The sequence below is a fragment of the Pseudomonas gingeri genome, assembly GCF_013385425.1.
Taxonomy (GTDB): Bacteria; Pseudomonadota; Gammaproteobacteria; order Pseudomonadales; family Pseudomonadaceae; genus Aquipseudomonas; species Aquipseudomonas gingeri_D.
This window is the reverse complement of sequence record NZ_JACAQA010000002.1, coordinates 274,353-298,741: the sequence shown is the minus strand read 5'-3', so window position 1 is coordinate 298,741 and position 24,389 is coordinate 274,353. Positions and strand designations below refer to the sequence as shown.

Genomic DNA, 24,389 nt, shown 5'->3' with positions numbered 1-24,389 from the left:
AGGGGCGGGAGGGCCTGTTATCTGTATGCATAACCAGCATTCGATAACCGTGGTCCTTCCCGCCTGTGACAACCCAGCCCCTCGACGATCCGTTCTACTACCTGAACAACTTCCAGCAAGTGCTCGACTGGCTGGCCGCGCGTTATGCCGACCTGTTGGACGCTCGGGAGCAGGCCTTTATCCGCGATTTTGCCGGCTTGCCCAAGGCCTCCCGGGCCTTGCTGGTAAGAATGGTGATGCGCAAGGGCGAGCACTTTCGCGCCGGCAAGCTGAACTATGCCGAAATCGGCGACCCCGAGCAGGCGGCGCGGCCGTTGCTGGTCCTGGGCTGGGTACGTGATGACGCGCCGCTGAGCCTGGCGCAGTTGTTCGCGGTCCTGCAAAAGGCCGAGGTGCTGAGCAGTTTCAAGGCCGATATCACCCAGCCCAGGGCCAACAAACCGGAGCTTTATGGGCAACTGGCCCTGCGCTTCGACGAGAACCGGTCGTTTGCCCGATGGTGCCCGAGCATTCCCGAACCGCTTTACAGCCTGCAGGTGATGCCCCTGTGCGACCGCCTGCGGCTGATGTTTTTTGGCAACCTGTACCAGGACTGGTCCGAATTCGTATTGGCGGACCTGGGCATCTTTACCTATGAAAAGGTCGAACTCCAAGCGTCGTCCCGCGGCCTGCGCAGCCGCGCCGACCTCGATGGCTATCTGCATCTGCATGCAGCCCGCGAGGCCCTGGAGGCCGGCGAGGAGCCAGGCCTGATACACCAGCACGTCAACCGGTTGGACACCGACAACCCCTGGCTGGAACGGCGTCGGGGCAAACTGCTGTTCCAGCTCGGGCAGCAGAGCGAGCGCTTGCAGGACTGGCCCGGCGCACTGGCGATCTATAGCGGCTGCAGCCACCCGCCGGCACGTTTGCGGCGGATCCGCGTGCTCGAACGCCTGGGCGAGTTCCAGTCGGCCATGGACCTGGCGTCGCAGGCACAGGACGCGCCCCGCAGCGCCGAAGAGCAACAGCATCTGCTGCGTATCCTGCCACGGCTGCGGCGCAAGCTCGGCCTGCCGGCGATTGCCCCGATAGCGCCGGTGGCGATTACCCGGCTGGACCTGGTACTGGTCAATGACCCGGCCCTGTCCGTCGAGGAAGGCGTCGCCCGGTACCTGCACGAACCGCAGGCCCCGGTGCACTATGTGGAAAACACCCTGGTCAATTCGCTGTTCGGCCTGTTGTGCTGGCCGGCGATCTTCGCGCCGCTGCCGGGGGCTTTTTTCCACCCGTTCCAGAGCGGTCCGGCGGACCTCCATGACGAAGACTTCCACGCCCGTCGTGCCGAGCTGTTCGCCGAGTGCCTGGGACAACTGGAGGACGGTCGCTACCGGGACAGCATCCGCGCTACCTTCAACGCCAAATGGGGCCTGCAATCACCCTTTGTGTTCTGGAATATCCTCACCCCGGAGTTGTTGGAGCAGGCCCTCGACTGCCTGCCCGCCGAACATCTGCAACACTGGTTCGAGCGCCTGCTGCTGGATATCCGCGCCAACCGCGCCGGCATGCCCGACCTGATCCAGTTCTGGCCGGCGGATAAGCGCTACCGGATGATCGAAGTCAAAGGCCCGGGTGACCGCTTGCAGGACAACCAGCTGCGTTGGCTGGAGTTCTGCCGCCAGCACCAGATGCCGATTGCCGTCTGCTATGTGCAATGGACAGTGGAGGAACCTTGACCTACCGCGTTGCCGTGCGCGCCTTGTGCGAGTTCACCGCCAAGGTCGGCGACCTGGACCTGCGCTTCACGCCGTCGCCGACGGCCCAGGAGGGCATGCTCGGCCATCGCACCGTGGCTTCGCGGCGGGCCGAGGGTTACCAGGCGGAACTGGCGGTGGAAGGGCATTACCGTCACCTCAAGGTCCAGGGCCGGGCGGATGGCTATGACCCGGGGCAAAACCTGCTGGAGGAAATCAAGACCTATCGCGGCGACCTTGCCGCCCAGCCGGCCAATCATCGCCAACTGCACTGGGCCCAGGCTCGGATCTACGCCTGGCTGCTCTGCCAGCAGTTGCAACTGCCGGAAATGAACCTGGCATTGGTCTACTTCGATATCGTCAGCGAAAAGGAAACCGTGCTGCGGGAAACCTGGAGCGCCGCGCAGCTTGAGGCGTTCTTCGTGCAGCAGTGCGAACGTTTCCTGCATTGGGCCGAGCAGGAGGCCGGCCATCGCCAGGCCCGCGACCAGGCAGCCCGGGACCTGGCCTTTCCCCACGACGCTTTTCGCCCCGGCCAACGAACCCTGGCCGAGACGGTGTACAAGGCCGTCAGCACCGGTCGCTGCCTGATGGCCCAGGCGCCGACCGGGATCGGCAAGACCCTCGGCACGCTGTTCCCGATGCTCAAGGCCCTGGCGCCGCAGCAACTGGACAAGGTGTTTTTCCTGACGGCCAAGACCCCGGGTCGTCAGTTGGCCCTGGATGCGGCGCAGGTCCTCTATGGGCGCTCACCCGAGTTGCCGCTGCGGGTGCTGGAGTTGGTGGCCCGGGACAAGGCCTGCGAACACCTGGACAAGGCCTGTCACGGCGAGTCCTGCCCCTTGGCCCGAGGCTTTTACGACCGGCTGCCCGCAGCGAGACAGGCCGCGGTCGGCGTGCCCTTGCTCAACCAGCAGGCGCTGCGAAGCGTCGCCCTGGCCCATGATATCTGCCCCTATTACCTGAGCCAGGAAATGGCCCGCTGGAGCGATTGGGTGGTCGCCGACTACAACTACTACTTCGACTTCAGCGCGCTGCTGTTCGGCCTGGCCCAGGCCAACCAGTGGCGGGTGGCGACGCTGGTGGATGAAGCCCACAACCTGGTGGAGCGCGGACGGCAGATGTACAGCGCCAGCCTCGACCAGCAGGTGCTGAGCAGCGTCCGACGCAACATCCCCGAGGCTTTGAAAAAGTCGTTCCAGCGTTTGAACCGTGAGTGGAATGCCTTGCACAAGGAGCAGGCCGGCCCCTATCAGGCTTATGGGCAGGCGCCCGCCAAGCTGCTGAACGCCATTGGCTTGTGCGTGTCGGCCATCGGCGACTACCTCAATGAACACCCGCAAGGTGTCGATGGCGAACTCCAGGGCTTCTATTTCGAGCTGCTGCAGTTCTCACGGGTAGGGGAGCTGTTCGACGAGCATTACCTGTTCGACATCAGCCTGCGCGAGAACGGCCAGCGCCGCAGTTCGCAATTGTGCCTGCGCAATGTGGTGCCGGCCGGCTTCCTCCGTCCACGACTGACGGCGTCCCGCAGCAGCGTGCTGTTTTCCGCGACCCTGAGTCCCCGGCGCTACTACACCGACCTGCTGGGCCTGCCGGCGGACACCGCGTGGATCGATGTCGAGTCGCCCTTCAAGCGCGAGCAGCTGGACCTGCGGATCATCAGCCAGATTTCCACCCGCTACGTCCATCGCCAGGCCTCGTTGGCGCCTATTGTCGAGTTGCTGGCCGAACAGTTCACCGGGCGTCCCGGCAACTACCTGGCGTTCTTCAGCAGCTTCGACTATCTGCAGCAGGTGGCGCGGCTGTTGGCCGAGACTCATCCACAGATCCCGCTATGGCTGCAATCGCGACGCATGGAGGAAAGCCAGCGCCAGGCCTTTCTCGGGCAGTTCACCGAGCACAGCCAGGGCATTGGCTTCGCGGTCCTCGGCGGGGCCTTTGGCGAGGGCATCGACCTGCCTGGTCAGCGACTGATCGGCGCGTTTATCGCGACCCTTGGGTTGCCGCAATTGAACCCGGTCAATGAGCAGATCAAGCAGCGTATGGCCGTGCTGTTCGGCGCGGGGTACGACTACACCTACCTGTACCCGGGCGTGCAGAAAGTCGTGCAGGCGGCGGGGCGGGTGATTCGCAGCGAGCAGGATCGCGGCGTGGTGATGCTGATCGACGATCGTTTTGCCGAAGCCAAGGTCCGGCAGCTATTGCCGCGTTGGTGGCTGGCCTGACAACTGCGTGGCCCTGGCGTGGCCGGTCGAGGATGCCGCGAGAGCGATTTTTTGCCAGGCGCGCAGACCCGCGAGGGTGTAGGTGTCGAAGATCTTTTGAAACCAGACCGTGTACTTTTCCGGCTCGGCGGCAATGCGCCGCTGGATGTCGGACAGCGGCAACCAGGCCCAGGCCAGGGCTTCATCGGGATTGGCGACGGGTGGGGTGTCGCTGGTACCGACGAACAGGTGATCGAATTCATGCTCGATCAGGTCGTTCGAAACCTGCTCCCGATAGAGCAGGGAGGCAACGTTCTTCAGGGGGCAGGTCAAGCCCATTTCTTCGAGTAAACGCCGTTGCGCGGCGGCGAGGGTCTGTTCACCCAGGCGTGGATGGCCGCAGCAACTATTCGTCCATAGGCCTTGCGAATGGTATTTGCCGAGGGCGCGCTGCTGCAGCAGCAAGCGGCCTTGCTCGTCGAAAATGAAGATCGAGAAAGCCCGATGGCGCAGGCCCTGTTGATGGATGAACAGTTTGTGCGCACTGCCGGTTTCGCAATCATCCTCATCCACCAGAATGAGGGTTTCTTCCATCGACTCGGACTCCGAGGTGTCGTTGTCACTGGACGGTACTGCCGACCAGAATAGGGGGCTCAGGTTTTCTTGAGTGATATTGGGAGACAATAGGTCGCGTTTGCCCAAGTGCAAGGAGCTGCGGGCATTCGGCTTGGCCGTTCGTCTAAAGCTGGCGTGTGCCCTTCGGGCGTCCCCGCTCAACCTTTCATCAAACCTTCATCAAACGTTTATTCCCACGTTTTGTTCAGGTCATCTACCTGACACCCCGCCTGCCTAGAGTCGTTTGAACTCAAACGTGGCCAGGGATGGCTGCTCAACCAGACAGAGCGGCCCATGCATCCAGCGATCTGTGTCGAACATCTGAACAAGACCTTTGCGCGAAAGAGCGCCTTGGTCGATCTCGACCTCACCATCGCGGTCGGTGAAATGGTCGCGCTGATTGGCGCTTCCGGCTCCGGCAAGTCGACCTTGTTGCGTCACCTCACGGGCCTGGCCTGTTGCGACAAAAGCAACGGTGGCAGCGTCAAGGTGCTCGGGCGGGATGTGCAGGTGTCCGGGCGTTTGAACGGCAAGGTACGGCGTTTGCGCGCCGACATCGGTTATATCTTCCAGCAGTTCAACCTGGTCAATCGCCTCAGCGTGCTCGACAACGTGCTGCTCGGTTGTCTGGGCCGGATGCCACGCTGGCGCGGTAGCCTCGGCCTGTTCAATGCCGAGGAAAAGCAATTCGCCATGGAGTCCCTGGCCCGTGTCGGTCTTGCCGATCTCGCGGCGCAGCGCGCCTCGACCTTGTCCGGTGGCCAGCAGCAGCGTGTAGCGATTGCCCGGGCCCTGACCCAGCGCGCCGAGGTGATTCTGGCCGACGAACCCATCGCCTCCCTCGATCCGGAGTCGGCGCGCAAGGTCATGGAAATCCTCGCCGATATCAACCGCCGCGACGGCAAGACCGTAGTCGTCACCCTGCATCAAGTCGATTACGCCATGCGTTATTGCCCCCGTGCGGTGGCGCTGAAAGGCGGGCGGATTCATTACGACGGGCGCGGCAGTGATCTCAGCAGCCAGTTCCTCAACGATTTGTACGGTGCCGACCTCGACACCAGCCTGATGTTTTCCGACCAGAGCCGCCGCCCCGAAGTCACGCCCCGACTGGTGTTGGCGAGCCTCTGAATACCCTTGTTCCCCCGGCAGTATTCCACCCACAGGAATCCTTCAATGTTGAACCGTATCCGTCATGTGTGTCTGTCCGCCGTCTTGTTGGCCGCCGGTGTCATGGGTCACGCCCAGGCCGCCGACAAGATCATCAGCTTCGGCATCATGTCCACCGAGTCTTCGCAGAACTTGCGGAGCATCTGGCAGCCGTTCCTGGATGACATGCACAAGAAAACCGGCCTGACCATCAACGCCACCTTTGCCTCCGACTATGCCGGCCTGATCCAGGGCATGCGCTTCAACAAGGTCGACGTGGCCTGGCTGGGCAACAAGGCGGCCATGGAAGCGGTGGACCGTTCCAACGGTGAAATCTTCGCCCAGACCTCCGCCGCCAACGGCGCGGCCGGTTACTGGAGCGTGCTGATCGTGAACAAGAACAGCCCGATCAATTCCGTGGAGGACATGCTCAAGAACGCCAAGAACCTGACCTTCGGCAACGGTGATCCGAACTCCACCTCGGGCTACCTGGTGCCGGGCTACTACGTGTTCGCCAAGAACCATGTCGACGCGGCCACCGCCTTCAAGCGCACGCTCAACTCCAGCCATGAGGTCAACGCCTTGAGCGTGGCCAAGGGGCAGTTGGATGTCGCCACCTTCAACACCGAAAGCTGGGAACGCCTGGAAGTCACCCAACCGGACAAGGCCGCCATGCTCAAGGTGATCTGGAAGTCGCCGCTGATTCCCGCCGACCCGATGGTCTGGAGCAAGAACCTGGGTGACAGCGAGAAGGCCAGGATTCGCGATTTTATCCTCGGCTACGGCAACACCGATGAAGAGAAGGCGGTGCTCAAGGGCATGCAACTGGGCAAGTTCCTTGTGTCCAGCGATGACCAATTGCTGCCGATCCGCCAACTGGAACTGTTCAAGCAACGCACCATCGTCAGCGCCGACGACCACCTGGAGGCGGCCGACAAGGCCAGGAAACTGGCGGCTATCGACGCCGACCTGGCCAAGTTGCAACAGCGCCTCACCGAGCTGGACAAGAAGACCGCGGCCAACGCCGGTTGATCCTCGGCGCGGCGCTAGCACGCCGCGCCTTTTCTGAGCTGCCTTGATGAGAGTCGATCATGACCACGCTGCACGCTGAAGCTGTCGGCAAGCACACCTGGCCGCAATACGTCGGTTGGGGCCTGTTCCTGGTCCTGCTGGCCTGGGCCTGGCGCGGCGCCGAGATGAACCCGCTGGCGCTGTACCGCGATTCGGGAAACATGGCGACCTTCGCCGCCGACTTTTTCCCGCCGGATTTCCATGACTGGCGCTCCTACCTCAAGGAGATGATCGTCACCGTGCAGATCGCCCTCTGGGGCACGGTGCTGGCGATTGTCTGTTCGGTGCCGCTGGGGATTCTCTGCGCCGACAACATCACACCGTGGTGGGTCCACCAGCCCCTGCGCCGGGTGATGGATGCGTTCCGGTCGATCAACGAAATGGTCTTCGCCATGTTGTTCGTGGTGGCGGTCGGCCTGGGTCCGTTTGCCGGGGTCCTGGCCCTGTGGATCAGCACCACCGGCGTACTCGCCAAGCTGTTCGCCGAAGCGGTCGAAGCCATCGATCCGGGCCCGGTGGAGGGCGTTCGCGCCACCGGTGCCAGCGCCTTGCAGGAAGTGATCTACGGCGTGATCCCGCAAGTGATGCCGCTGTGGGTCTCCTACGCGCTTTACCGTTTCGAAGCCAACGTGCGCTCGGCGACGGTGGTGGGGATGGTCGGGGCGGGCGGGATCGGAGTGATCCTCTGGGAAAACATCCGTGCCTTCATGTTCGTCCAGACCTGCGCGGTGCTGCTGGTGATCATCGTCGTCGTCAGCCTGATCGATGTCTTTTCCCAACGCCTGCGCAAGCAGTTCATCTGATTTCGGAGGGGTGCCCCTGGGCGCTTTTTTTAACGATGCAGTTGTCTAGACAAGATGAGCCGGTGTACCGCGAACTGGCCGATATCCTGCGCCGCGAACTGAGCAGTTATCAGGCCGGCGACTTCCTGCCGGGCGAAGTGCAATTGGCCGAACGCTTCGGTGTCAACCGCCACACCCTGCGCCGGGCCATCGATGAGCTGGTGTTCGAAGGCAGCCTGCTGCGCTTGCAGGGCAAGGGCACCCAGGTGTTGGAGCGACCGCTGATCTACCCGATGGGCGCCGAGACCTCTTACAGCCAGTCATTGTCGGCCCAGGGTGTCGGGGTGGAGGCGATACTGCTCAAACGCCGCTACTGCTACGCCAGTCGCGACGAAGCGCAACAACTGGGCATTGCCGAGATGGCGCCGATGATCGAATTGCAGACCCTGCGCAAACTCGACCACCAGCCCGTCAGCCTGATCCGCCATCGCTACTGCGCCAGCCATGCGCCGCTGCTGGCGGACTACAACGGCGGTTCCCTGCGCCAGTACCTGCGTGAGCGGGACCTGCCTTTGACGCGGACCCAGAGCTTGATCGGTGCCCGTCTGCCCAACCGCGACGAAGCCGCGCTGTTGATGATGCCCCGGCATTTGCCGGCCCTGACCGTGTTTACCCTTTCCCGCGATCGCGACGGCCGCCCGGTGGAGCTGGCCCAGTCCACCAGTCGTTCGGATCGCTTTCAGTACCAGGTCGTCACCTGATGGAGAACCCGTTGATGAACCCATCCCAACGTCAGCACTGGATCGGTGTGCTTGCCCGTGCCCGACGCAGTGAATTGCTCCCCCATGAAGCCGCCTTGCGCGACGTTGATTACCAGTTGATCCGAGCCCCGGAGATCGGCATGACCCTGGTCCGTGGCCGTATGGGCGGCAACGGTGCGCCGTTCAACGTCGGCGAAATGAGTGTGACCCGTTGCGTGGTGCGCCTGGCGGATGGCCGTACCGGTTACAGCTATCTGGCCGGTCGCGACAAGGCGCACGCCGAGCTGGCGGCCTTGGCCGACGCGCATTTGCAGGGTGCGCAAGGGAGCCAGTGGCTCAGCGACTTGATCACCCCCCTGGCTGATGCCCAGGCCGCCCGCCGCGCGGAAAAAGAGGCGGACACCGCTGCCACCAAGGTGGAGTTCTTCACCCTGGTTCGAGGAGAAAACTGATGAATCCACAGTTGTTGCAACCGGCGTTTGTCGACCCGGTACTGGATGCCCAGCGCGGCTTTCGCGCCGCCCTCAAGGCGCTGGCCGAGCCCGGTCTGGTCCAGTCCCTGGCCACCGCGCCAAGCCTGGAAGGCCTGGCGCCGGCCACCTATGCGCTGTGCCTGGCGCTGCTGGATGTGGATACGCCGTTGTGGCTGGCGCCGGCCTTCGATACGCCGTTGATCCGCGCCAACCTGGCGTTCCACTGCGGCTGTCCGTTGACCCGCCGCCGGGAGGAGGCCGCGTTCGCCTTGCTCGGCGAAGCGGATCTGCTGGACCTGGGCGGTTTCGACCACGGCAATGATCGTTACCCGGACCAGTCCTGCACCTTGCTGATCCAGTTGCCCGCTCTGGAGTCCGGCCGCGAGTTGAACTGGCGCGGCCCGGGCATCGAGAGCACACGTCGGGTCAGTCTGCCGTTGCCTCCAGGCTTCTGGCTGGAACGCCAGCGCCGTGAGGTTTTTCCCCGAGGTCTGGATGTGCTGTTTGCCGCCGGCGAGCAGTTGATCGGCTTGCCCCGCAGCACCCGGGTCGCCCATATCGCAGAGGAGCTTGCCTGATGTACGTAGCCGTCAAGGGTGGCGAACAGGCCATCGACAATGCCCACCGTCTGCTGGCGAAAAAGCGCCGGGGCGATACCGCTATCACCGAGCTGAGTGTCGAGCAGATCCGCCAGCAACTGCCCCTGGCCGTGGCCCGGGTCATGAGCGAAGGCTCGCTGTACGACGAAGAGCTGGCCGCACTGGCGATCAAGCAGGCGGCGGGGGACCTGGTGGAAGCGATCTTCCTGTTGCGGGCCTACCGCACCACGTTGCCGCGCTTCAGTCCGAGCCTGCCGATCGACACCTCGCAGATGCTCCTCAGTCGGCGTTTGTCCGCGACCTTCAAGGATGTGCCCGGCGGCCAACTGCTGGGGCCGACCTTCGACTACACCCATCGCCTGCTGGACTTTGCATTATTGGCCGAGGGCGAATACCCGGGGCCCCGGGTCACGCCTGATGCTCGTCTTGAACCGTGCCCACGGGTACTGGGTTTGCTGGCCAAGGAAGGCTTGATCAAGAACGAGGCCGACAACAGCGACAGCGTCGCCGACATCACCCGTGATCCCCTGGAGTTTCCGGCCAGCCGTGCCCAGCGCTTGCAGGCCCTGGCCCGTGGCGATGAGGGTTTCCTGCTGGCCCTGGGTTACTCGACCCAGCGTGGTTACGGCCGCAACCACCCGTTCGCCGGGGAAATTCGGATCGGTGACGTGGAGGTGTGGATCGACCCGGAAGAATTGGGTTTCCCCATCTGCCTGGGCAGTATCGAAGTGACCGAGTGCGAGATGGTCAACCAGTTCGTCGGTTCGGCCACGGAGCTGGCGCAGTTCACTCGCGGCTACGGCCTGGCGTTCGGGCATGCCGAGCGCAAGGCCATGGGCATGGCCCTGGTGGATCGTGCACTGCGCGCTGAAGAGTTCAACGAAGAGATCCAGTCGCCGGCGCAGCAGGAAGAGTTCGTGCTGATGCATTGCGACAACGTCGAAGCGGCGGGCTTTGTCTCGCACCTCAAATTGCCTCACTACGTGGACTTCCAGTCCGAACTGGAACTGATCCGCAAACTGCGCCAACCGGCCGAGGGGAAACGCCATGAATGACCTGAGCCAAGCGCCCGCGCGCGACCCGGCGTACAACTTCGCCTACCTCGACGAGCAGACCAAACGGATGATCCGCCGCGCCTTGCTCAAGGCCGTGGCGATTCCCGGTTACCAGGTGCCCTTTGGTGGTCGCGAGATGCCGTTGCCCTATGGCTGGGGCACCGGCGGCATGCAACTGACCGCGGCGATCCTGGGGGCCGAGGATGTGCTCAAGGTGATCGACCAGGGCGCCGACGACACCACCAACGCGGTCTCCATCCGGCGCTTTTTTGCCCGCACGGCGGGTGTTGCCACCACTGAAAGCACCCCTGACGCCACGCTGATCCAGACCCGTCATCGCATCCCGGAAACGCCGTTGCAAGCCGATCAGATCATGGTCTACCAGGTGCCGATTCCCGAGCCGTTGCGTTTTATCGAGCCTTCGGAAACCGAGACCCGGACCATGCACGCCCTCAACGATTACGGGGTCATGCATGTGAAGTTGTACGAGGACATCGCCACCTTCGGCCATATCGCCACCAGCTACGCCTACCCGGTGATGGTCGACGAGCGCTACGTGATGGACCCGTCGCCGATTCCCAAATTCGATAACCCGAAACTCGATATGAGCCCGGCGTTGATGCTGTTTGGTGCTGGACGGGAAAAGCGTTTGTACGCGGTGCCGCCGTTCACCCGCGTCACCAGCCTGGACTTTGAAGACCATCCCTTCGAAGTGCAGAAGTGGGAAGAGTGCTGCGCCATCTGCGGCAGCCACGACTCCTTCCTCGACGAACTGATCATCGACGACGCCGGCACCCAGCGTTTTGTCTGTTCCGACACCTGGTACTGCGCCCAACGGGTCGAGCAGCAGGAGAGCAAGCAATGAACCTGTCCCTGATGGAAGAGCAGTCGGTCAGCCTATCCGCCGAACCGCTGTTGCAAGTGCGTGACCTGACGTTGTTGTACGGCCTGGAAAAGGGCTGCCAGGGTGTCAGCTTCGACCTGTATCCCGGTGAAGTGCTGGGGATTGTCGGTGAGTCCGGCTCGGGGAAATCCACTTTGCTTTCGTTGTTGAGCGGGCGCCTGCCGCCCCAGCGCGGCAGCATCGGTTATCGCGGCAAGGACGGTGAATGGCTGGACCTGTACAGCGCCAGCGAGGCCGAGCGCCGGACCTTGTTGCGCACCGAATGGGGCTTTGTCGAACAGAACCCACGGGATGGTTTGCGCATGGGCGTCTCGGCCGGTGCCAACATCGGTGAGCGGCTGATGGCCCAGGGCGTACGCAACTATCAGCAGCTGCGTAGCGCTGGCCTCGACTGGCTGAGCCAGGTGGAAATCGACCCGCAGCGTATCGACGATTTGCCCCGGACCTTTTCCGGCGGCATGCAGCAACGCCTGCAGATCGCCCGCAACCTGGTATCGAGCCCGCGCCTGGTCTTCATGGACGAACCCACTGGCGGCCTCGACGTCTCGGTGCAAGCACGCTTGCTCGACCTGCTGCGTGGCCTGGTCCGGGAGCTGGACCTGGCGGTGGTGATCGTCACCCACGACCTGGCGGTGGCGCGTCTGCTGGCCGACCGCCTGATGGTGATGCGCCGCTCACATGTGGTGGAAACCGGGCTGACCGACCAGATCCTCGACGATCCGCAACACCCTTACTCGCAACTGCTGGTGTCTTCGGTGTTGCAGCCATGAGCCTTGTTCGTGAAGTGGAATCCAGTGCGATGACTAACTTGATCGAGGTCCGTGGCCTCTCGAAAACCTTCACCCTGCACCAGCACAATGGCGTGGTGCTGAATGTGCTGCGCGGGGTGGATTTCAGTGTGCGGGCCGGCGAATGCCTGGTGCTGCATGGCCAGTCCGGCGCCGGGAAAAGTACCTTGCTGCGCACCTTGTACGGTAACTATCTGCCGGCGGGCGGCAGCATTCGGGTGAGGCATGCCGGTGAGTGGCTGGAGCTGGTGGGCGCCGCGCCGAGGGACATTCTCCAGGTCCGCCGGCAGACCCTCGGCTATGTCAGCCAGTTCCTGCGGGTGATCCCCCGTGTTGCCTGTCTGGACGTGGTGATGGAGCCGGCCCTGGCCCGTGGCTGGTCCAAGGCCCTGGCGCGTTCCCGTGCCGAACTCTTGCTCGGTCGCCTGAATATCCCCGAGCGTCTCTGGCAGTTGGCGCCGGGCACTTTCTCCGGTGGCGAGCAGCAGCGGGTCAATATCGCCCGGGGCTTTATGGTCGCCTGGCCGCTGATGTTGCTGGATGAACCCACCGCGTCCCTGGACGACAACAATCGCCAGGTGGTGCTGGAACTGATGAACGAAGCCAAGGCCGGCGGTACCGCGCTGATCGGCATTTTCCACGACCATGCCGCCCGTGAAGCGGTGGCCGACCGTCATCTCGACATGACCCCAACCGCCGTTGCCGAAGAGGAATACGCCCATGCCCGCTGAACAGATCCTCAGCAATGCCCGTCTGGTCCTGGCCGACCGTGTGATCGAGGGCTCCGTGGTGCTGCGTGACGGGGTGATCGTCGATATCGCCGAAGGCCGCAGCCAGTTGCCCCAGGCCCAGGACCTGAACGGTGATTTCCTGTTGCCCGGCCTGGTGGAGTTGCACACCGACAACCTGGAAAAACACATGACCCCGCGCCCCGGCGTGGACTGGCCGTCGACGTCGGCGGTGCTCAGCCATGATGCGCAGATCATCGCCGCCGGGATCACCACGGTGTTCGACGCGGTGTCCATCGGCGACGTCAATCCCAAGGGCAATCGCATGCAGAAACTGCCGGCGATGCTGGAGGCTATCGCTTCAGCCGAGGGCGCCGGGCTGACCCGCGCCGAACACCGCCTGCACCTGCGTTGTGAACTCTGCCACCCGGACACCCTGAGCGTATTCCGCGACCTGGTGGAAAACCCGCTGGTGCAGCTGGTGTCGGTGATGGACCACTCGCCGGGCCAGCGTCAGTTCGTGCTGGAGTCCAAGTACCGCGAGTACTACATGGGCAAGTACCATTTGAACGACGAGACGATGGATGCCTTTATCGTCCTGCAAATGGCCAACTCGAAGGAGTACAGCGATCGTTATCGCGCCGCCATCGTCGAACACTGCCTGGCCCGTGGCCTGTCGGTGGCCAGCCATGACGATGCGACCGTGGCCCATGTCGAGGAGTCGGCGCGCTACGGCATGACCATCGCCGAATTCCCCACCACCCTGGAAGCGGCCCGGGGCTGCCAGCGGCTGGGCATGAGCGTGTTGATGGGGGCGCCGAACGTGGTCCGTGGCGGGTCCCATTCGGGTAATGTGGCCGCCGCCGACCTGGCCGCCAAGGGATTGCTGGATATACTGTCCAGCGACTACTACCCGGCGAGCCTGCTGCAAGCCGCGTTCTCGCTGGCGGCGCTGGACAATCACTGCAATCTGCCCGAAGCGGTCAAGATGATCAGTCTGGCGCCGGCGCGCGCGGCCGGTTTGAGCGATCGCGGCGAAATTGCCATCGGCCTGCGGGCTGATCTGGTGCAGGCCAGGTGCCGGGATGGGCTGCCGGTTGTGCAACAGGTCTGGCGACAAGCGAACAGGGTGTTTTGATGGCAGGCAGGTTGATCTATCTCATCGGGCCTTCCGGTTCGGGCAAGGACAGCCTGCTGGATGCCGCGCGAGTGCGCCTGGCCGAACGGGGATGCCGTATCGCGCGGCGGGTGATCACCCGTTCGGCGCAGGCGGGGGGCGAGGCGGCCGAGGGCGTGAGCCCGGAGCAGTTCGCTGCGCTGGAGGCTCAGGGCGAGTTTGCCCTGAGCTGGCACGCCAATGGGTTGTCCTATGGCATTCCTCGGGATATCGATGATTGGCTGGCGGCGGGGGAGGACGTGCTGGTCAATGGTTCCCGTGGCCATCTGGCGCAGACGCGTTTGCGCTATCCGCAGTTGTGGGTGTTGCTGCTGAGCGTGGATCAGGCGGTGTTACGTCAACGCTTGCTGGCACGCGGACGTGAATCGCTGGCGGAAATTGACCAACGGTTGGCGCGTAATGTCCGCTTCAGTGAGGACCTGATCGCCGAGGCCGTGCCAGGGTTGTGCCTGATCGACAACTCTGGAGCGCTGGAGCGCACAGTCGAGTGCTTGCTGGCGTGCCTTAATGGAGAAACTCTATGCGCTTGACCCTGCTCGGCACCGGTGATGCCCGGCAAGTGCCGGTCTACGGTTGCGAATGTGTCGCTTGCGAGTTGGCCCGCGGTGATGCAAGCCTGCGGCGTCTGCCCTGTAGCGCGCTGATCGAGTGTGGTGACCAGCGCTGGCTGATCGACAGCGGCTTGCCCGACCTCACCGAACGCTTTCCACCGAGAAGCTTCAACGGCATTTTCCAGACCCATTACCACGCGGATCACGCCCAGGGGCTGCTGCATCTGCGTTGGGGTCATGGGTTGATGATTCCTGTGCACGGTCCGGTGGATCCGGAGGGTTTGTCCGATCTCTACAAACACCCTGGCATCCTCGATTTCGGTCAGCCTTTCGCTGAATTCGAAACCCGGCATTTCGGTTTGCTCAGTGTTACGGCGCTGCCACTGCAACACTCAAAACCGACCCAGGGTTATCTGTTCGAAGGGCAGGGGCGGCGCATCGCCTACCTCACCGACACTGTCGGCTTGCCGCCGGCGACGACGGCCTGGCTGCAACGCGAAGCGCTCGACGTGCTGGTGCTTGATTGTTCGATGCCGCCGCAGCCCCAGGCACCGCGTAATCACAATGATTTGACGCTGGCATTGCAGTGCATCGAAGAATTAAAGCCAGGGCAGGGCGTGTTGACCCATGTCGGGCATACATTGGATGCCTGGTTGCTGCAGCATCGTCAAGAATTGCCGGGTAACGTGACGGTTGGTTGGGATGGGCGGGTGCTTTAGCCTTGTTTGTGGGCTTGGAGGCCCAGCGCTTTCGCGCCAGACAGCAAAAAGCCCGCATGTGCGGGCTTCTTGGGATGGGGCCAGATCCTTTGGCTGTGCCCGATTATGGCGGCCGTTTGTGATGAAATAGTTACAGCCTGATATCAATTTGATGCATAACCTTTGGAAATCCAATGACTTGGCCAGGTGGGAGGGTCCTTGAGGGGGCGTCCTGGTTCGAGGCATGCCAGGTGCCGGGCAATTCTTTGAAAATCAGATGGTTGCGAAATGTGTGTGGCGTGGGGAATTGACGTCGGCGAAACTTGCTTCGCCGGATGGGGATGTATATATTCGTCCCCTTGTCGCGCAGGCACCAGGTTGGCTGGCAGGTTTTGAAGGGCTTTGGCTCGGAAAATAAGCCACTGCGTAGACCGCTTCACCGCGCTACCGCCCGAATGGCGAAACTGGTAGACGCATGGGACTTAAAATCCCCCGCTCGTAAGGGCGTGCCGGTTCGATTCCGGCTTCGGGCACCATCTTTGCTTTTCAGGGCATCCGACGAGATCTCTGAAACCCTTATAAAACCTGCCTTGCGCAGGTTTTTTGTTTTCAAGATCTTTCGTGGATCTTCACCCCAGCCCCACATTTTTAGTACATTTTTTAGTACATCCTGAGTTCGATTTTTGGGTGATGTACTAAATGCCGCTCACAGACACCGCCGTCAGGCAGGCAAAGCCTGAAGACAAAGGATACAGCCTCAGCGACAGCGCCGGACTTTCATTGTTCGTGGCGACTAATGGCACGAAGGCCTGGCACTTCCGCTTCAAGTGGCAAGAACAGCAGCCGCGCATATCCTTGGGTATCTACCCCGACATCTCCCTGAAAGACGCTCGCACACGGCGGAATCAGGCACGAACGATTACCTTTCCAGACGCTTCTGATCCGGTAGCGGAGCAGGTGCAGTTGTGGGATTGATAACAGTTATTAAATTGGCTACTCTGGATGTGGGGCTACCTGGAGGATAAAACATGATTAGTGCCGAGTTGGGAAAACCGCTTGAGAACTATGTGACGCAGCTCATCGAGTCTGGTCGCTACGGCTCGAAAAGCGAAGTGCTACGCGAAGGTGTACGGCTGGTTCAGGATCGGGAAACCCGCCTGGCCGCGCTGGACGCTTCCATTGCTCGTGGTATGGGCGACATCGACGCGGGTCGCATCAAGCCTGCGGAAGAGGTGTTCGACCGACTGGCTGCAAAATACGCAGAGATGGCTGATAAGACTGCATGATCGTTCAGCTAACAGACGAAGCGGAAGGTGATCTGGAGCGCATTGGTGATTACATTGCTCAAGACAATCCGTTACGTGCGTTGTCCTTCATTAACGAGCTACGCGATAAATGTCTAAGCCTGGCGGACATGCACCAAGCATTCCCGCTGGTGCCACGCTACGGTATCCGGCGTCGGGTTCATGAAAGCTATGCCATTTTCTATCGAGTAGAGGCCAACCGTGTCGTGGTCGTTCACATCCTGCACGGCGCGATGGATTACGCGGCGATCTTGCTGGACACATAGCTCCCTGAGCAAAGAGTAACGACAAGGTGCAACCTTGTAGTGCCGGATTATTAGCCCCGCCTTGTGCGGGGTTCGTTGTTTCTGGAGTTCGCAAAAATGAAACCCACTTTCCGTGTCGTCGCTGACGGTGCCGACATTACCGCGCTGATCAACGACCGCTTGCTGTTGCTCCGAACGCTGGACAAGCCCGGCATGGAATCGGACGAATTCGAGCTGCGTATCGATGATCGAGACCGCGCCGCATACAGAGCAGGTCCATTCTGAAGTCCACAGCACTCGTGATCTGGTGTTGGCTGATTTAGGCAGTGTGGCCCTTCGTAAACTGGGCGTGCCGCGCCGGCACCTGATTGATACCGAGAAGGACCAGTATCCGGCAACACGTCAGTGGGCCGCCGCGATCCATACCCAATGCCCTGACATACAGGGTTTGTCCTGGGTCTCACGGCAGGCCGATTCGGCCCGAGCCGTTATGTTGTTTGGCGACCGTGTACCAGATGGAGCCCTCCGCCAGCAGGGAGAGCCCCGCAGTTTGATACAGGACGAAGATGCCTACGCTGAGGTGTTGGCGTTGTATCCATGGTACGGACGAGGCGGTGCGGGCGTCGGCGAAGAGCTGTGTGAAGAAGCTCCCGCGTAGCAAGCGTGATTTGATTTACAACGTGATGTGGGAATCGCGAATACCGCCATGCGTAGGACTAGCCCACTGCCCGATAAAGTCGCCAACTCTGCGCTCAATGTCACTCTCAACTGTCCGCAGCCGCAGAATAGGAATGCCACTTCTAGCCAAAATCTCATTTTTCATGGCGTCCCGAGCTGCCTGCACGGGTCGGTCGTGATACCCGCCATCAACCTCGATCACCCCTATAGGTTTCTTGCCCACTTTGAAATAGATCACGAAATCGCAACTGGCGCGCCTCATGAACGCCCGTTGGGGCTCCGTCCAGTCGAGGCTACCCGGCGATGCAAGCTTATCCAGCTGGATCTGTGTGTGGTACTTCAATGCCTGGCACGCCGGGGCTGACAGCGCTTCGCGCAGCAACTGTGCCACGATCTGCTCGGACTTGTAGCGTGAGTCCTCGGGCCGCAGGCGGGCGTCCAAGCGTGCCAGAGACTGGTCGTACTCGCGGTACAGCAAGTCGAATGCCGACACCACCGGCGCGCGTACGATCTGCTCGTCCTGCGCGTAATAGCTGATGTAGCGGATCAGCGCGGCGATGTGGCCGTTGTTATCGAACACTTCGTCGCCGGTCACCAGGGTGAAGCGATGTTTGGCCCGCGAAACTGCCACGTTGATCATGCGTGGATCATCGACGAAATCCAGGCGTTGCCGCTCCTGGTTGTAGCGCTTCTTGTCCAGCACGGTGGAGAAGACGATCTCGTCGCATTCGCGCCCCTGAAACTTGTGCACGGTGTCCTTGATGAAATCCGTCGGCAAGTGCATGTCGGAAAGGTTGACTTGCGCCCGGAACGGGGCGATGTAACCGCGGCCTTCGCCGTCCATTCCGACAGGCTGCCCCTCGTCCTCAAGCACCTTCAGCAGGGAGTCCAATTCCCGAAGGTTGGTGTTCTTCCTGGCGTGGTTGCCCTTGGCTGTCACCACCAGGCGCAGAGGGGCTTCGCCCTTGTCCTCGGTCATCGGCACCAGTGCGTTGTCGTAGAACTGCTGGTTGCAGAACTGGATGATCCTGGGGTGGCAGCGATAATGTTCTTTCAGCAGGGTTCTGGGCAGCGCGTCCTGGAACACGGCAATACACGAATCCAGCAGGCTGTAGTGCTCGCAATCGTAGACCTCGGCGGGCGCTTGAAGCCCCAGTGCCACAGGGATATGCGGCAACTGGCGGTTGTCTCCAACGACGATCAGGTTCTTTGCGCAGCCCAGTGGCAGGATGCCCGGCACGATGTCCTGCAAAGAGGCTTCATCGATGATCACGTAGTCGAGGACCGCTCCTTGCGCGATCGAATTGACGATGGAGTGCGTGCCGCTGCCCAGGATAGGGAAGCGCTGCACGAAGGCATCGAAATGCCGGCAGTAAGTTTTGACATCAAAGCTGTCCGACGGTGGTACCTGAAGTTGCAGATGTTGCTTCAGATGGTGCATCGATGCTGTTGTCAGTTCTTTCAGCAGGGCCGTGAAATTCGCGCGTGCCAACGATTCACGGCACGCCTGCAGCTCCGCTTCCTTGTCCCGTAGCGACTTGTCGTAGTAATGCATCTGCAGTGCATGGAAAACGGCCATGCGCGCCTCTCTCTCGGCGAATGGCTTGGTGCGAAAGATTCTGAATTTGAACAGAAGCTCGATGCGGTCTTTGAGATGAATGCGCTGCTCGCCGAGGTACGCCAGATAGGCCATGAGGTCCGCAGTCTTGCGCGGTGTCAGGCCGTACTTGTCGAGCGAGCTTGTGGCGTGCACATCGCTTTCTGCCTGCCACTGCTGCAGGTAGCGCCGCTCGATGACCAGCTCGTCCAGCTCGATTTGCAGTTGTGCCGCCCTGTTGTGGTCTTGCAGGTGCTGCTTCAAGCGGGTCAGCAAGGCCTGGATCTCATCTAGGGACGGTGCCGACTCGGGCGCGCTTGATGGCCACGCAGGCAGGTCGGCGAAGAAGGCCTCACGTTTGTCATGGTTGCCAAGCCTGGCGACCAAGTGGCCCAGGCCGTATTTCTCCAGCTTTTCGTAGACGTTTTCCACGGCAGCATTGTTGTTGGATAGCACCGCTACCGTCTGCCCACGTAACAGAATATTGGCGAGGATGTTGAGGATCGTTTGGGTCTTGCCGGTCCCTGGTGGACCTTCGATCACACTGATTTGCGCGCTGAACGCCCGCTCGACCGCCTGAAGCTGACTCTCGTTAAGCCCGAACGGATAGATGAGCCCCTGACCCGGCGCCAGCGTGCCGTTGCGCCCCGTACAATAGGCTTGCAAGGCAGTGCCAGCGATCGCGGGCAGTTTTCCGAGCTGGCGCACTACATTATCGGCAATTTCACGATTGGTCTTCGACTCAGCGTGATCCTTTCGGGCATTCGCCACGGTAGTGAAATAGCGGAAGACCGGCGTTTCCTTCATTGATGTCGGGGCGGTAAAGCCGATACCGTCCATCTTGTAGATATAGGGCTTTTCGGCGTCCGGGTAGTGCACGACGGCATATCGCTCGCCGTAAATCATAGCTTTGGCAATAGGCGTGACGATCTTGCTGCCGGACTTGTGCAGCAATACATTGGTCAACTCGCGGGTGGGCGAGACCTGGCAGTTACTGAGCGGGCGGGTGTATTTTTTCTTGGAGGGGAAGTGACACGTCAGTTCCAGGGCTTCGTACTTGTCGCTCCAGCGAATCGACCAGTCGCTGATCTTTGCGGTCTTGTCCTCACCATCCACCTGAATCGAAGCCATGTTCCTTATCCCTGTGCGCATGACATCCGGCTTCGCCTCGCGCCGAATGCTACTTTTCCTAAGAAGAGTCATATTGCCATCATTGCGTGCTGGGTCGATAGCCGGTTCACGCGTTTAGTCATCTTCCGTGCTTCCGGCCGAGAGCAGCCCATCTGCATCAGGCAGAAAACGGCCAAAAGCGGACACGCTTACAGCGCTAGAGCCTCCTCGGCAATGTCATGGGCAAAGTCTTTGTCTCATGGTGTTGGGTCTTCGCTTGAGTCATTCGCGGCCTGCCGCGTCGAGGAAATCCTGATGGGCCGGGATGATGGTGAACCGAGCCGCTGAAAGGCGAGAGTGTAGAGCGCTGGTTTTTTTCGTTCCGTCGAATGATGCGCAAAGAGTGGGGGGCAATTCAGTTATTCGATGGCTTCATAGGGCAGCCCGACATAGTTTTCCGCAATCGTCTTGCGTCCGGCGGCCGAGTCGGTGAAGTAATCGAGTTCGCTCTTCTGGATACGCTGGCTGAAGGTATCGGTATCAGGAAAACGGTGGAGGATCGAGGTCATCCACCAGGAGAAGCGTTCGGCTTTCCAGACCCGACGCAGGCAGATTTGCGAGTATTTCTCCAGCAAGTCGGTGCGACCCTCGCGATAAACCTTGAGCAGGATCCGGTACAGCGTGCTGACATCGCTCGCCGCCAGGTTCAAGCCTTTGGCGCCGGTGGGCGGAACGATATGGGCCGCATCGCCGAGCAGGAACAGTCGACCATATTGCATGGGCTCGACGACAAAGCTGCGCAACGGCGCGATGCTCTTTTCAATCGAGGGGCCCGTGACCAATTGCTCGGCGATAGCGCTTGGCAAACGGCGCTTGAGCTCTTCCCAGAAACGTTCGTCCGACCAGTCCTCGACCTTTTCCTCGGCGCCCACTTGCACGTAATAACGGGTGCGCATCGGCGAGCGCATGCTGCACAAGGCGAAGCCTCGCTCATGGTTGGAGTAGATCAGTTCATGGCCGACCGGCGGGGTGTCGGCCAGGATTCCCAACCAGCCAAAGGGGTAGACCCGTTCAAAAATCTTCAGCGTCTCTGCCGGTATCGATTGTCGGGATACACCGTGAAAGCCGTCGCAGCCGGCAATGTAATCGCAGTCCAGGCGCACGGTCTCGCCGTGATGTTCGAAGGTCACGTAAGGATTGTCGCTCTGCATGCCGTGGGGCTGCACATTCTCGGCCTCGTAAAGAGTCGTTGCGCCCACGGCGGCACGTGCGTCCATCAAGTCACGGGTGACTTCGGTCTGACCGTAGACCATGACCGTTCTGCCCTCGGTCAGTGCCTTGAGGTCGATGCGTTCACAGCGTCCGTCGAAGGCCAGTTCGAAGCCGTCATGCACCAGGCCTTCGGCATCCATGCGCGCGCTGACACCAGCTTCGCGCAACAGATCGACCATGCCTTGTTCCAGCACGCCGGCGCGAATTCGCGAGAGGATGTATTCGGGATTCTTGCGTTCGACGATGACGTTGTCGATGCCGGCACGATGCAGCAGTTGACCGAGCAAAAGGCCGGAGGGGCCGCAGCCGATGATAGCGACTTGGGTTTTCATGGAGGGTAGTCCTGTCTGGTACCGCTGAAGGCGTTGGGCCTTGTCGGGCACTGTTGTTTTTGTCTCCTGTATTTTTAGTGGCTAAAGTGCGGATATGAAGGCAATATCCGATGCATTCCATGGACTTTTCGTGGATCGTTGTGGAGGGGAGGTAGATGTCGAAATCATCCGCTGTGCCTGTTCCGGTGTTCAAGCTCTACGGCGAGACCGGCGCCTGGCCGACCCCTGACTTGATCCATTGCGAGTCGATCCCCGAGCGCAGCAAACTGCATGGCTGGGAAATCAAACCCCACCGGCACAGCGACCTGGTGCAGCTGCTCTACGTGCAGGCAGGGCAGGCGACACTGAAGGTCGAAGACGAGATCCACCACATCGATTCCGCTGCGCTGCAAGTCGTGCCGGCGCTGTGTGTGCACACCTTCAAGTTCTCCGAGGATATTCAAGGCCACGTACTCAGCCTGGCACAGCCCCTGGCCGAACAGCTCGGCGCTTCGCTCAACAGTCCGGTATTGACCACGGCGGCCTGTTACCCGATCGGCTCCGCGCATTCGTATCTGGACACGCTGTTTTCAGCCATCACCCGGGAATACGGTGAACACCAGCCCGGCCGTGATCCCATGCTGCAATCGTTGATCACGGTGCTGTCCATCTGGCTCAGTCGCCGCAGTCTGGAGCGCACGCCGCCGGACGCCTTGCCGCTTGAACGGGGCCGAGAGCATTTGCAGATGTTCACCCGGACACTGGAGCTGCGCTTTCGCGAGCATCTACCCATCGAGCACTATGCGGCGACGCTGGGGATCAGCACGGCTCACCTCAATGCCTTGTGCCGACGCCTCTGCGGGCAATCGGCATTGCAGATGATCAACCAGCGGCTGCTGCTGGAAGCCAAGCGCGATCTGGTCTACACCGCCATGACCATCAACCAGGTGTCGGACAGCCTGGGCTTTTCCGAACCGGCCTACTTCTCGCGCTTTTTCAAGCGCGGCACGGGGCAGTCACCGAAACAATTCCGCATCCAGCGTTAGCGGATGCCAGATCTCGAAGGCGGCGTGTGGAGGTGTTGCGCGAAGTAGGGCTGGAATATCGCGAGGATCATTATCCATAACCATTTGGATATGGATGAGGTTGGTTTTTTCAGTTTTGGCGGGGGCACTATCAAAGGAGACTGAGGGACAGACTGCTATCCAAGCAGCTCTTACCTCTAACAATAAGGAGCCCGACATGTCTGATGCGGACAACAGCCGCTTCGTCATTCGTGACCGCAATTGGCACCCCAAAGCCCTGACGCCCGATTACAAAACCTCTATTCTTCGTTCCCCGCGTCAGGCCCTGGTGAGCATTCCCCAGTCCCTGTCGGAAACCAGCGGCCCAGACTTTTCCCACCTGAAGATGGGGCGGCACGACAATGATCTGCTGCTGAATTTCAACAATGGAGGCTTGCCGATCGGCGAACGCATCATTGTTTCCGGTCGCGTCTGCGATCAATACGGCAAGCCAGTCCCACACACACTGGTCGAGATGTGGCAAGCCAATGCCGGTGGTCGCTACCGACACAAGAAAGACAGCTACCTGGCGCCCATCGACCCGAATTTCGGTGGCGTTGGCCGGGCCCTGACCGACCGTGACGGTCATTACAGTTTCCGCACGGTCAAACCCGGTCCGTACCCGTGGCGCAACGGTCCCAACGACTGGCGTCCGGCGCATATCCACTTCTCCATCAGCGGCCCGTCGATTGCCACGCGCTTGATCACCCAGCTGTATTTCGAAGGCGATCCGCTTATCCCCATGTGCCCGATCGTCAAGTCGATCGCCAATCCGGAAGCGGTGCAGAGCCTGATCGCCAGGCTCGATATGAGCCTGGCCAATCCCATGGATTGCCTGGCTTATCGCTTTGATATCGTTCTGCGCGGCCAGCGCAAGACCCACTTCGAAAACCGCTGAGGAGGCACGCACATGCCCGTTCAACTTCTGCCTGAAACCCCTTCGCAAACCGCCGGGCCTTATGTGCATATCGGCCTGGCGCTGGAGGCTGCCGGCAACCCGCCCCGCGAGCAGGAAATCTGGAACGAGATGGCCAAACCCGGTGCGCCGGGCGAGCATATTCTGCTGATGGGGCACGTCTACGACGGCAATGGCCATCTGATTCGCGATTCGTTCCTGGAGTTCTGGCAGGCCAACCACAAAGGCGTCTATGACAGCGATTACAACCTGGAAAAGCCCTTCAACAGCTTTGGCCGCACCGCGACCACGGATGTCGGCGAGTGGACGCTGAACACCATCAAGCCCGGCACGTTGAACAACGCCGCGGGGGTACCCATGGCGGCCCATATCAACGTTTCGCTGTTTGCCCGGGGCATCAATATCCACTTGCAGACCCGCCTGTACTTCGACGACGAGGCCCAGGCCAATGCGCTTGATCCGGTATTGAATCTGATCGAACAGCCGCAACGCCGTGAAACCCTGATTGCCAGGCGTTGCACGGTCGACGGCAAGCTGGCCTATCGTTTCGACATTCATGTCCAAGGCGAGGCGGAAACGGTGTTCTTCGACTTCTAAGGTTGTG

24 protein-coding genes, 1 tRNA gene and 3 pseudogenes are annotated in these 24,389 nt (G+C 61.2%); 25 read left to right on the top strand and 3 right to left on the bottom strand.

The window, feature by feature from the left end; all coding sequences use genetic code 11:
- The first annotated feature begins 65 nt into the window (after positions 1-65).
- Both HX830_RS01910 and HX830_RS01905 read left to right on the top strand, forming a co-directional pair.
- Complete coding sequence (locus tag HX830_RS01910; RefSeq protein WP_177098802.1) at positions 66-1,715, top strand: VRR-NUC domain-containing protein; 1,650 nt, start codon at positions 66-68, stop codon at positions 1,713-1,715.
- Positions 1,712-3,961, top strand: coding sequence for an ATP-dependent DNA helicase (locus tag HX830_RS01905; RefSeq protein ID WP_177098801.1), 2,250 nt, complete (start codon positions 1,712-1,714; stop codon positions 3,959-3,961). Before HX830_RS01910 ends, HX830_RS01905 begins: the two co-directional genes overlap by 4 nt.
- Here HX830_RS01905 and idi read toward each other — a convergent pair.
- Positions 3,935-4,534 carry an isopentenyl-diphosphate Delta-isomerase gene (gene idi / locus HX830_RS01900; protein ID WP_177098800.1) on the bottom strand — a complete coding sequence of 200 codons (600 nt, stop codon included), beginning with the start codon at positions 4,532-4,534 and terminating at the stop codon, positions 3,935-3,937. The genes HX830_RS01905 and idi overlap by 27 nt on opposite strands.
- A 315-nt stretch (positions 4,535-4,849) precedes the next feature.
- Between idi and phnC the strand changes: the two genes are divergently transcribed.
- The 20 genes and pseudogenes from phnC to HX830_RS32715 form a co-directional block, all read left to right on the top strand.
- Positions 4,850-5,683 (top strand): phosphonate ABC transporter ATP-binding protein, encoded by an 834-nt coding sequence (gene phnC / locus HX830_RS01895; RefSeq protein ID WP_177098799.1) that lies wholly within the window; start codon positions 4,850-4,852, stop codon positions 5,681-5,683.
- Positions 5,684-5,728: 45 nt separating this feature from the next.
- On the top strand, positions 5,729-6,733 hold the full coding sequence (phnD, locus tag HX830_RS01890) for a phosphonate ABC transporter substrate-binding protein (RefSeq protein WP_177098798.1): 1,005 nt from the start codon (positions 5,729-5,731) through the stop codon (positions 6,731-6,733).
- Positions 6,734-6,792: 59 nt separating this feature from the next.
- The gene (phnE, locus tag HX830_RS01885; protein WP_177098797.1) at positions 6,793-7,575 is read left to right on the top strand and encodes a phosphonate ABC transporter, permease protein PhnE; all 783 of its coding nucleotides are present in this window, start codon (positions 6,793-6,795) and stop codon (positions 7,573-7,575) included.
- Between the two features lie 35 nt (positions 7,576-7,610).
- The gene (gene phnF, locus HX830_RS01880) at positions 7,611-8,315 is read left to right on the top strand and encodes a phosphonate metabolism transcriptional regulator PhnF (protein ID WP_177098796.1); all 705 of its coding nucleotides are present in this window, start codon (positions 7,611-7,613) and stop codon (positions 8,313-8,315) included.
- Between the two features lie 14 nt (positions 8,316-8,329).
- Entirely contained in the window at positions 8,330-8,767 is a 438-nt protein-coding gene (phnG, locus tag HX830_RS01875) for a phosphonate C-P lyase system protein PhnG (RefSeq protein WP_177098795.1), read from the top strand.
- Positions 8,767-9,366 carry a phosphonate C-P lyase system protein PhnH gene (gene phnH / locus HX830_RS01870; protein ID WP_177098794.1) on the top strand — a complete coding sequence of 200 codons (600 nt, stop codon included), beginning with the start codon at positions 8,767-8,769 and terminating at the stop codon, positions 9,364-9,366. Before phnG ends, phnH begins: the two co-directional genes overlap by 1 nt.
- The gene (locus HX830_RS01865; protein ID WP_177098793.1) at positions 9,366-10,442 is read left to right on the top strand and encodes a carbon-phosphorus lyase complex subunit PhnI; all 1,077 of its coding nucleotides are present in this window, start codon (positions 9,366-9,368) and stop codon (positions 10,440-10,442) included. The genes phnH and HX830_RS01865 overlap by 1 nt, the downstream gene beginning before the upstream one ends.
- Positions 10,435-11,307, top strand: a complete 873-nt coding sequence (locus tag HX830_RS01860) for an alpha-D-ribose 1-methylphosphonate 5-phosphate C-P-lyase PhnJ (protein WP_177098792.1) — start codon at positions 10,435-10,437, stop codon at positions 11,305-11,307. Before HX830_RS01865 ends, HX830_RS01860 begins: the two co-directional genes overlap by 8 nt.
- The gene (gene phnK / locus HX830_RS01855) at positions 11,304-12,116 is read left to right on the top strand and encodes a phosphonate C-P lyase system protein PhnK (RefSeq protein ID WP_177098791.1); all 813 of its coding nucleotides are present in this window, start codon (positions 11,304-11,306) and stop codon (positions 12,114-12,116) included. Before HX830_RS01860 ends, phnK begins: the two co-directional genes overlap by 4 nt.
- A gap of 29 nt (positions 12,117-12,145) precedes the next feature.
- The gene (phnL, locus tag HX830_RS01850; protein ID WP_177098790.1) at positions 12,146-12,865 is read left to right on the top strand and encodes a phosphonate C-P lyase system protein PhnL; all 720 of its coding nucleotides are present in this window, start codon (positions 12,146-12,148) and stop codon (positions 12,863-12,865) included.
- Positions 12,855-14,000: an alpha-D-ribose 1-methylphosphonate 5-triphosphate diphosphatase gene (locus tag HX830_RS01845; protein WP_177098789.1), complete on the top strand. Its 1,146-nt coding sequence runs from the start codon at positions 12,855-12,857 to the stop codon at positions 13,998-14,000. Before phnL ends, HX830_RS01845 begins: the two co-directional genes overlap by 11 nt.
- On the top strand, positions 14,000-14,569 hold the full coding sequence (gene phnN / locus HX830_RS01840) for a phosphonate metabolism protein/1,5-bisphosphokinase (PRPP-forming) PhnN (protein ID WP_177098788.1): 570 nt from the start codon (positions 14,000-14,002) through the stop codon (positions 14,567-14,569). Before HX830_RS01845 ends, phnN begins: the two co-directional genes overlap by 1 nt.
- Positions 14,560-15,309, top strand: a complete 750-nt coding sequence (gene phnP / locus HX830_RS01835) for a phosphonate metabolism protein PhnP (RefSeq protein ID WP_177098787.1) — start codon at positions 14,560-14,562, stop codon at positions 15,307-15,309. The genes phnN and phnP overlap by 10 nt, the downstream gene beginning before the upstream one ends.
- A 428-nt stretch (positions 15,310-15,737) precedes the next feature.
- Positions 15,738-15,824 (top strand) — tRNA-Leu (locus HX830_RS01830).
- A 163-nt stretch (positions 15,825-15,987) separates the two neighbouring features.
- Positions 15,988-16,263 carry an Arm DNA-binding domain-containing protein gene (locus HX830_RS01825; protein WP_177098786.1) on the top strand — a complete coding sequence of 92 codons (276 nt, stop codon included), beginning with the start codon at positions 15,988-15,990 and terminating at the stop codon, positions 16,261-16,263.
- Between the two features lie 53 nt (positions 16,264-16,316).
- Positions 16,317-16,574: a type II toxin-antitoxin system ParD family antitoxin gene (locus tag HX830_RS01820; RefSeq protein WP_152739492.1), complete on the top strand. Its 258-nt coding sequence runs from the start codon at positions 16,317-16,319 to the stop codon at positions 16,572-16,574.
- Positions 16,571-16,858, top strand: coding sequence for a type II toxin-antitoxin system RelE/ParE family toxin (locus HX830_RS01815; protein WP_177098785.1), 288 nt, complete (start codon positions 16,571-16,573; stop codon positions 16,856-16,858). The genes HX830_RS01820 and HX830_RS01815 overlap by 4 nt, the downstream gene beginning before the upstream one ends.
- A 96-nt stretch (positions 16,859-16,954) precedes the next feature.
- Positions 16,955-17,098, top strand: a pseudogene (locus HX830_RS01810) (phage late control D family protein); the annotation flags it as partial.
- Positions 17,082-17,306 (top strand): annotated as a pseudogene (locus HX830_RS31995) (RES domain-containing protein); the annotation flags it as partial. The pseudogenes HX830_RS01810 and HX830_RS31995, both read left to right, overlap by 17 nt.
- A gap of 97 nt (positions 17,307-17,403) precedes the next feature.
- Positions 17,404-17,541 (top strand): annotated as a pseudogene (locus tag HX830_RS32715) (DUF7740 domain-containing protein); the annotation flags it as partial.
- Here the strand turns inward: HX830_RS32715 and HX830_RS01800 are convergent.
- Together HX830_RS01800 and pobA are read right to left on the bottom strand one after the other, a co-directional pair.
- On the bottom strand, positions 17,511-20,243 hold the full coding sequence (locus tag HX830_RS01800; protein WP_177098784.1) for an AAA domain-containing protein: 2,733 nt from the start codon (positions 20,241-20,243) through the stop codon (positions 17,511-17,513). The pseudogene HX830_RS32715 and the gene HX830_RS01800 sit on opposite strands and share 31 nt — an antisense overlap.
- Before the next feature lie 398 nt (positions 20,244-20,641).
- Entirely contained in the window at positions 20,642-21,826 is a 1,185-nt protein-coding gene (gene pobA, locus HX830_RS01795) for a 4-hydroxybenzoate 3-monooxygenase (RefSeq protein WP_177098783.1), read from the bottom strand.
- Between the two features lie 155 nt (positions 21,827-21,981).
- Here pobA and HX830_RS01790 point away from each other — a divergent pair, with 155 nt between their 5' ends.
- From HX830_RS01790 to pcaG, 3 genes are all read left to right on the top strand, one after another.
- A complete protein-coding gene (locus tag HX830_RS01790; RefSeq protein WP_177098782.1) occupies positions 21,982-22,851 on the top strand; it encodes a helix-turn-helix domain-containing protein in 870 nt (289 codons plus the stop codon).
- A 196-nt stretch (positions 22,852-23,047) separates the two neighbouring features.
- On the top strand, positions 23,048-23,767 hold the full coding sequence (pcaH, locus tag HX830_RS01785; protein WP_177098781.1) for a protocatechuate 3,4-dioxygenase subunit beta: 720 nt from the start codon (positions 23,048-23,050) through the stop codon (positions 23,765-23,767).
- A 12-nt stretch (positions 23,768-23,779) separates the two neighbouring features.
- Positions 23,780-24,382 (top strand): protocatechuate 3,4-dioxygenase subunit alpha, encoded by a 603-nt coding sequence (gene pcaG / locus HX830_RS01780; protein WP_152739486.1) that lies wholly within the window; start codon positions 23,780-23,782, stop codon positions 24,380-24,382.
- Positions 24,383-24,389: the final 7 nt, after the last annotated feature.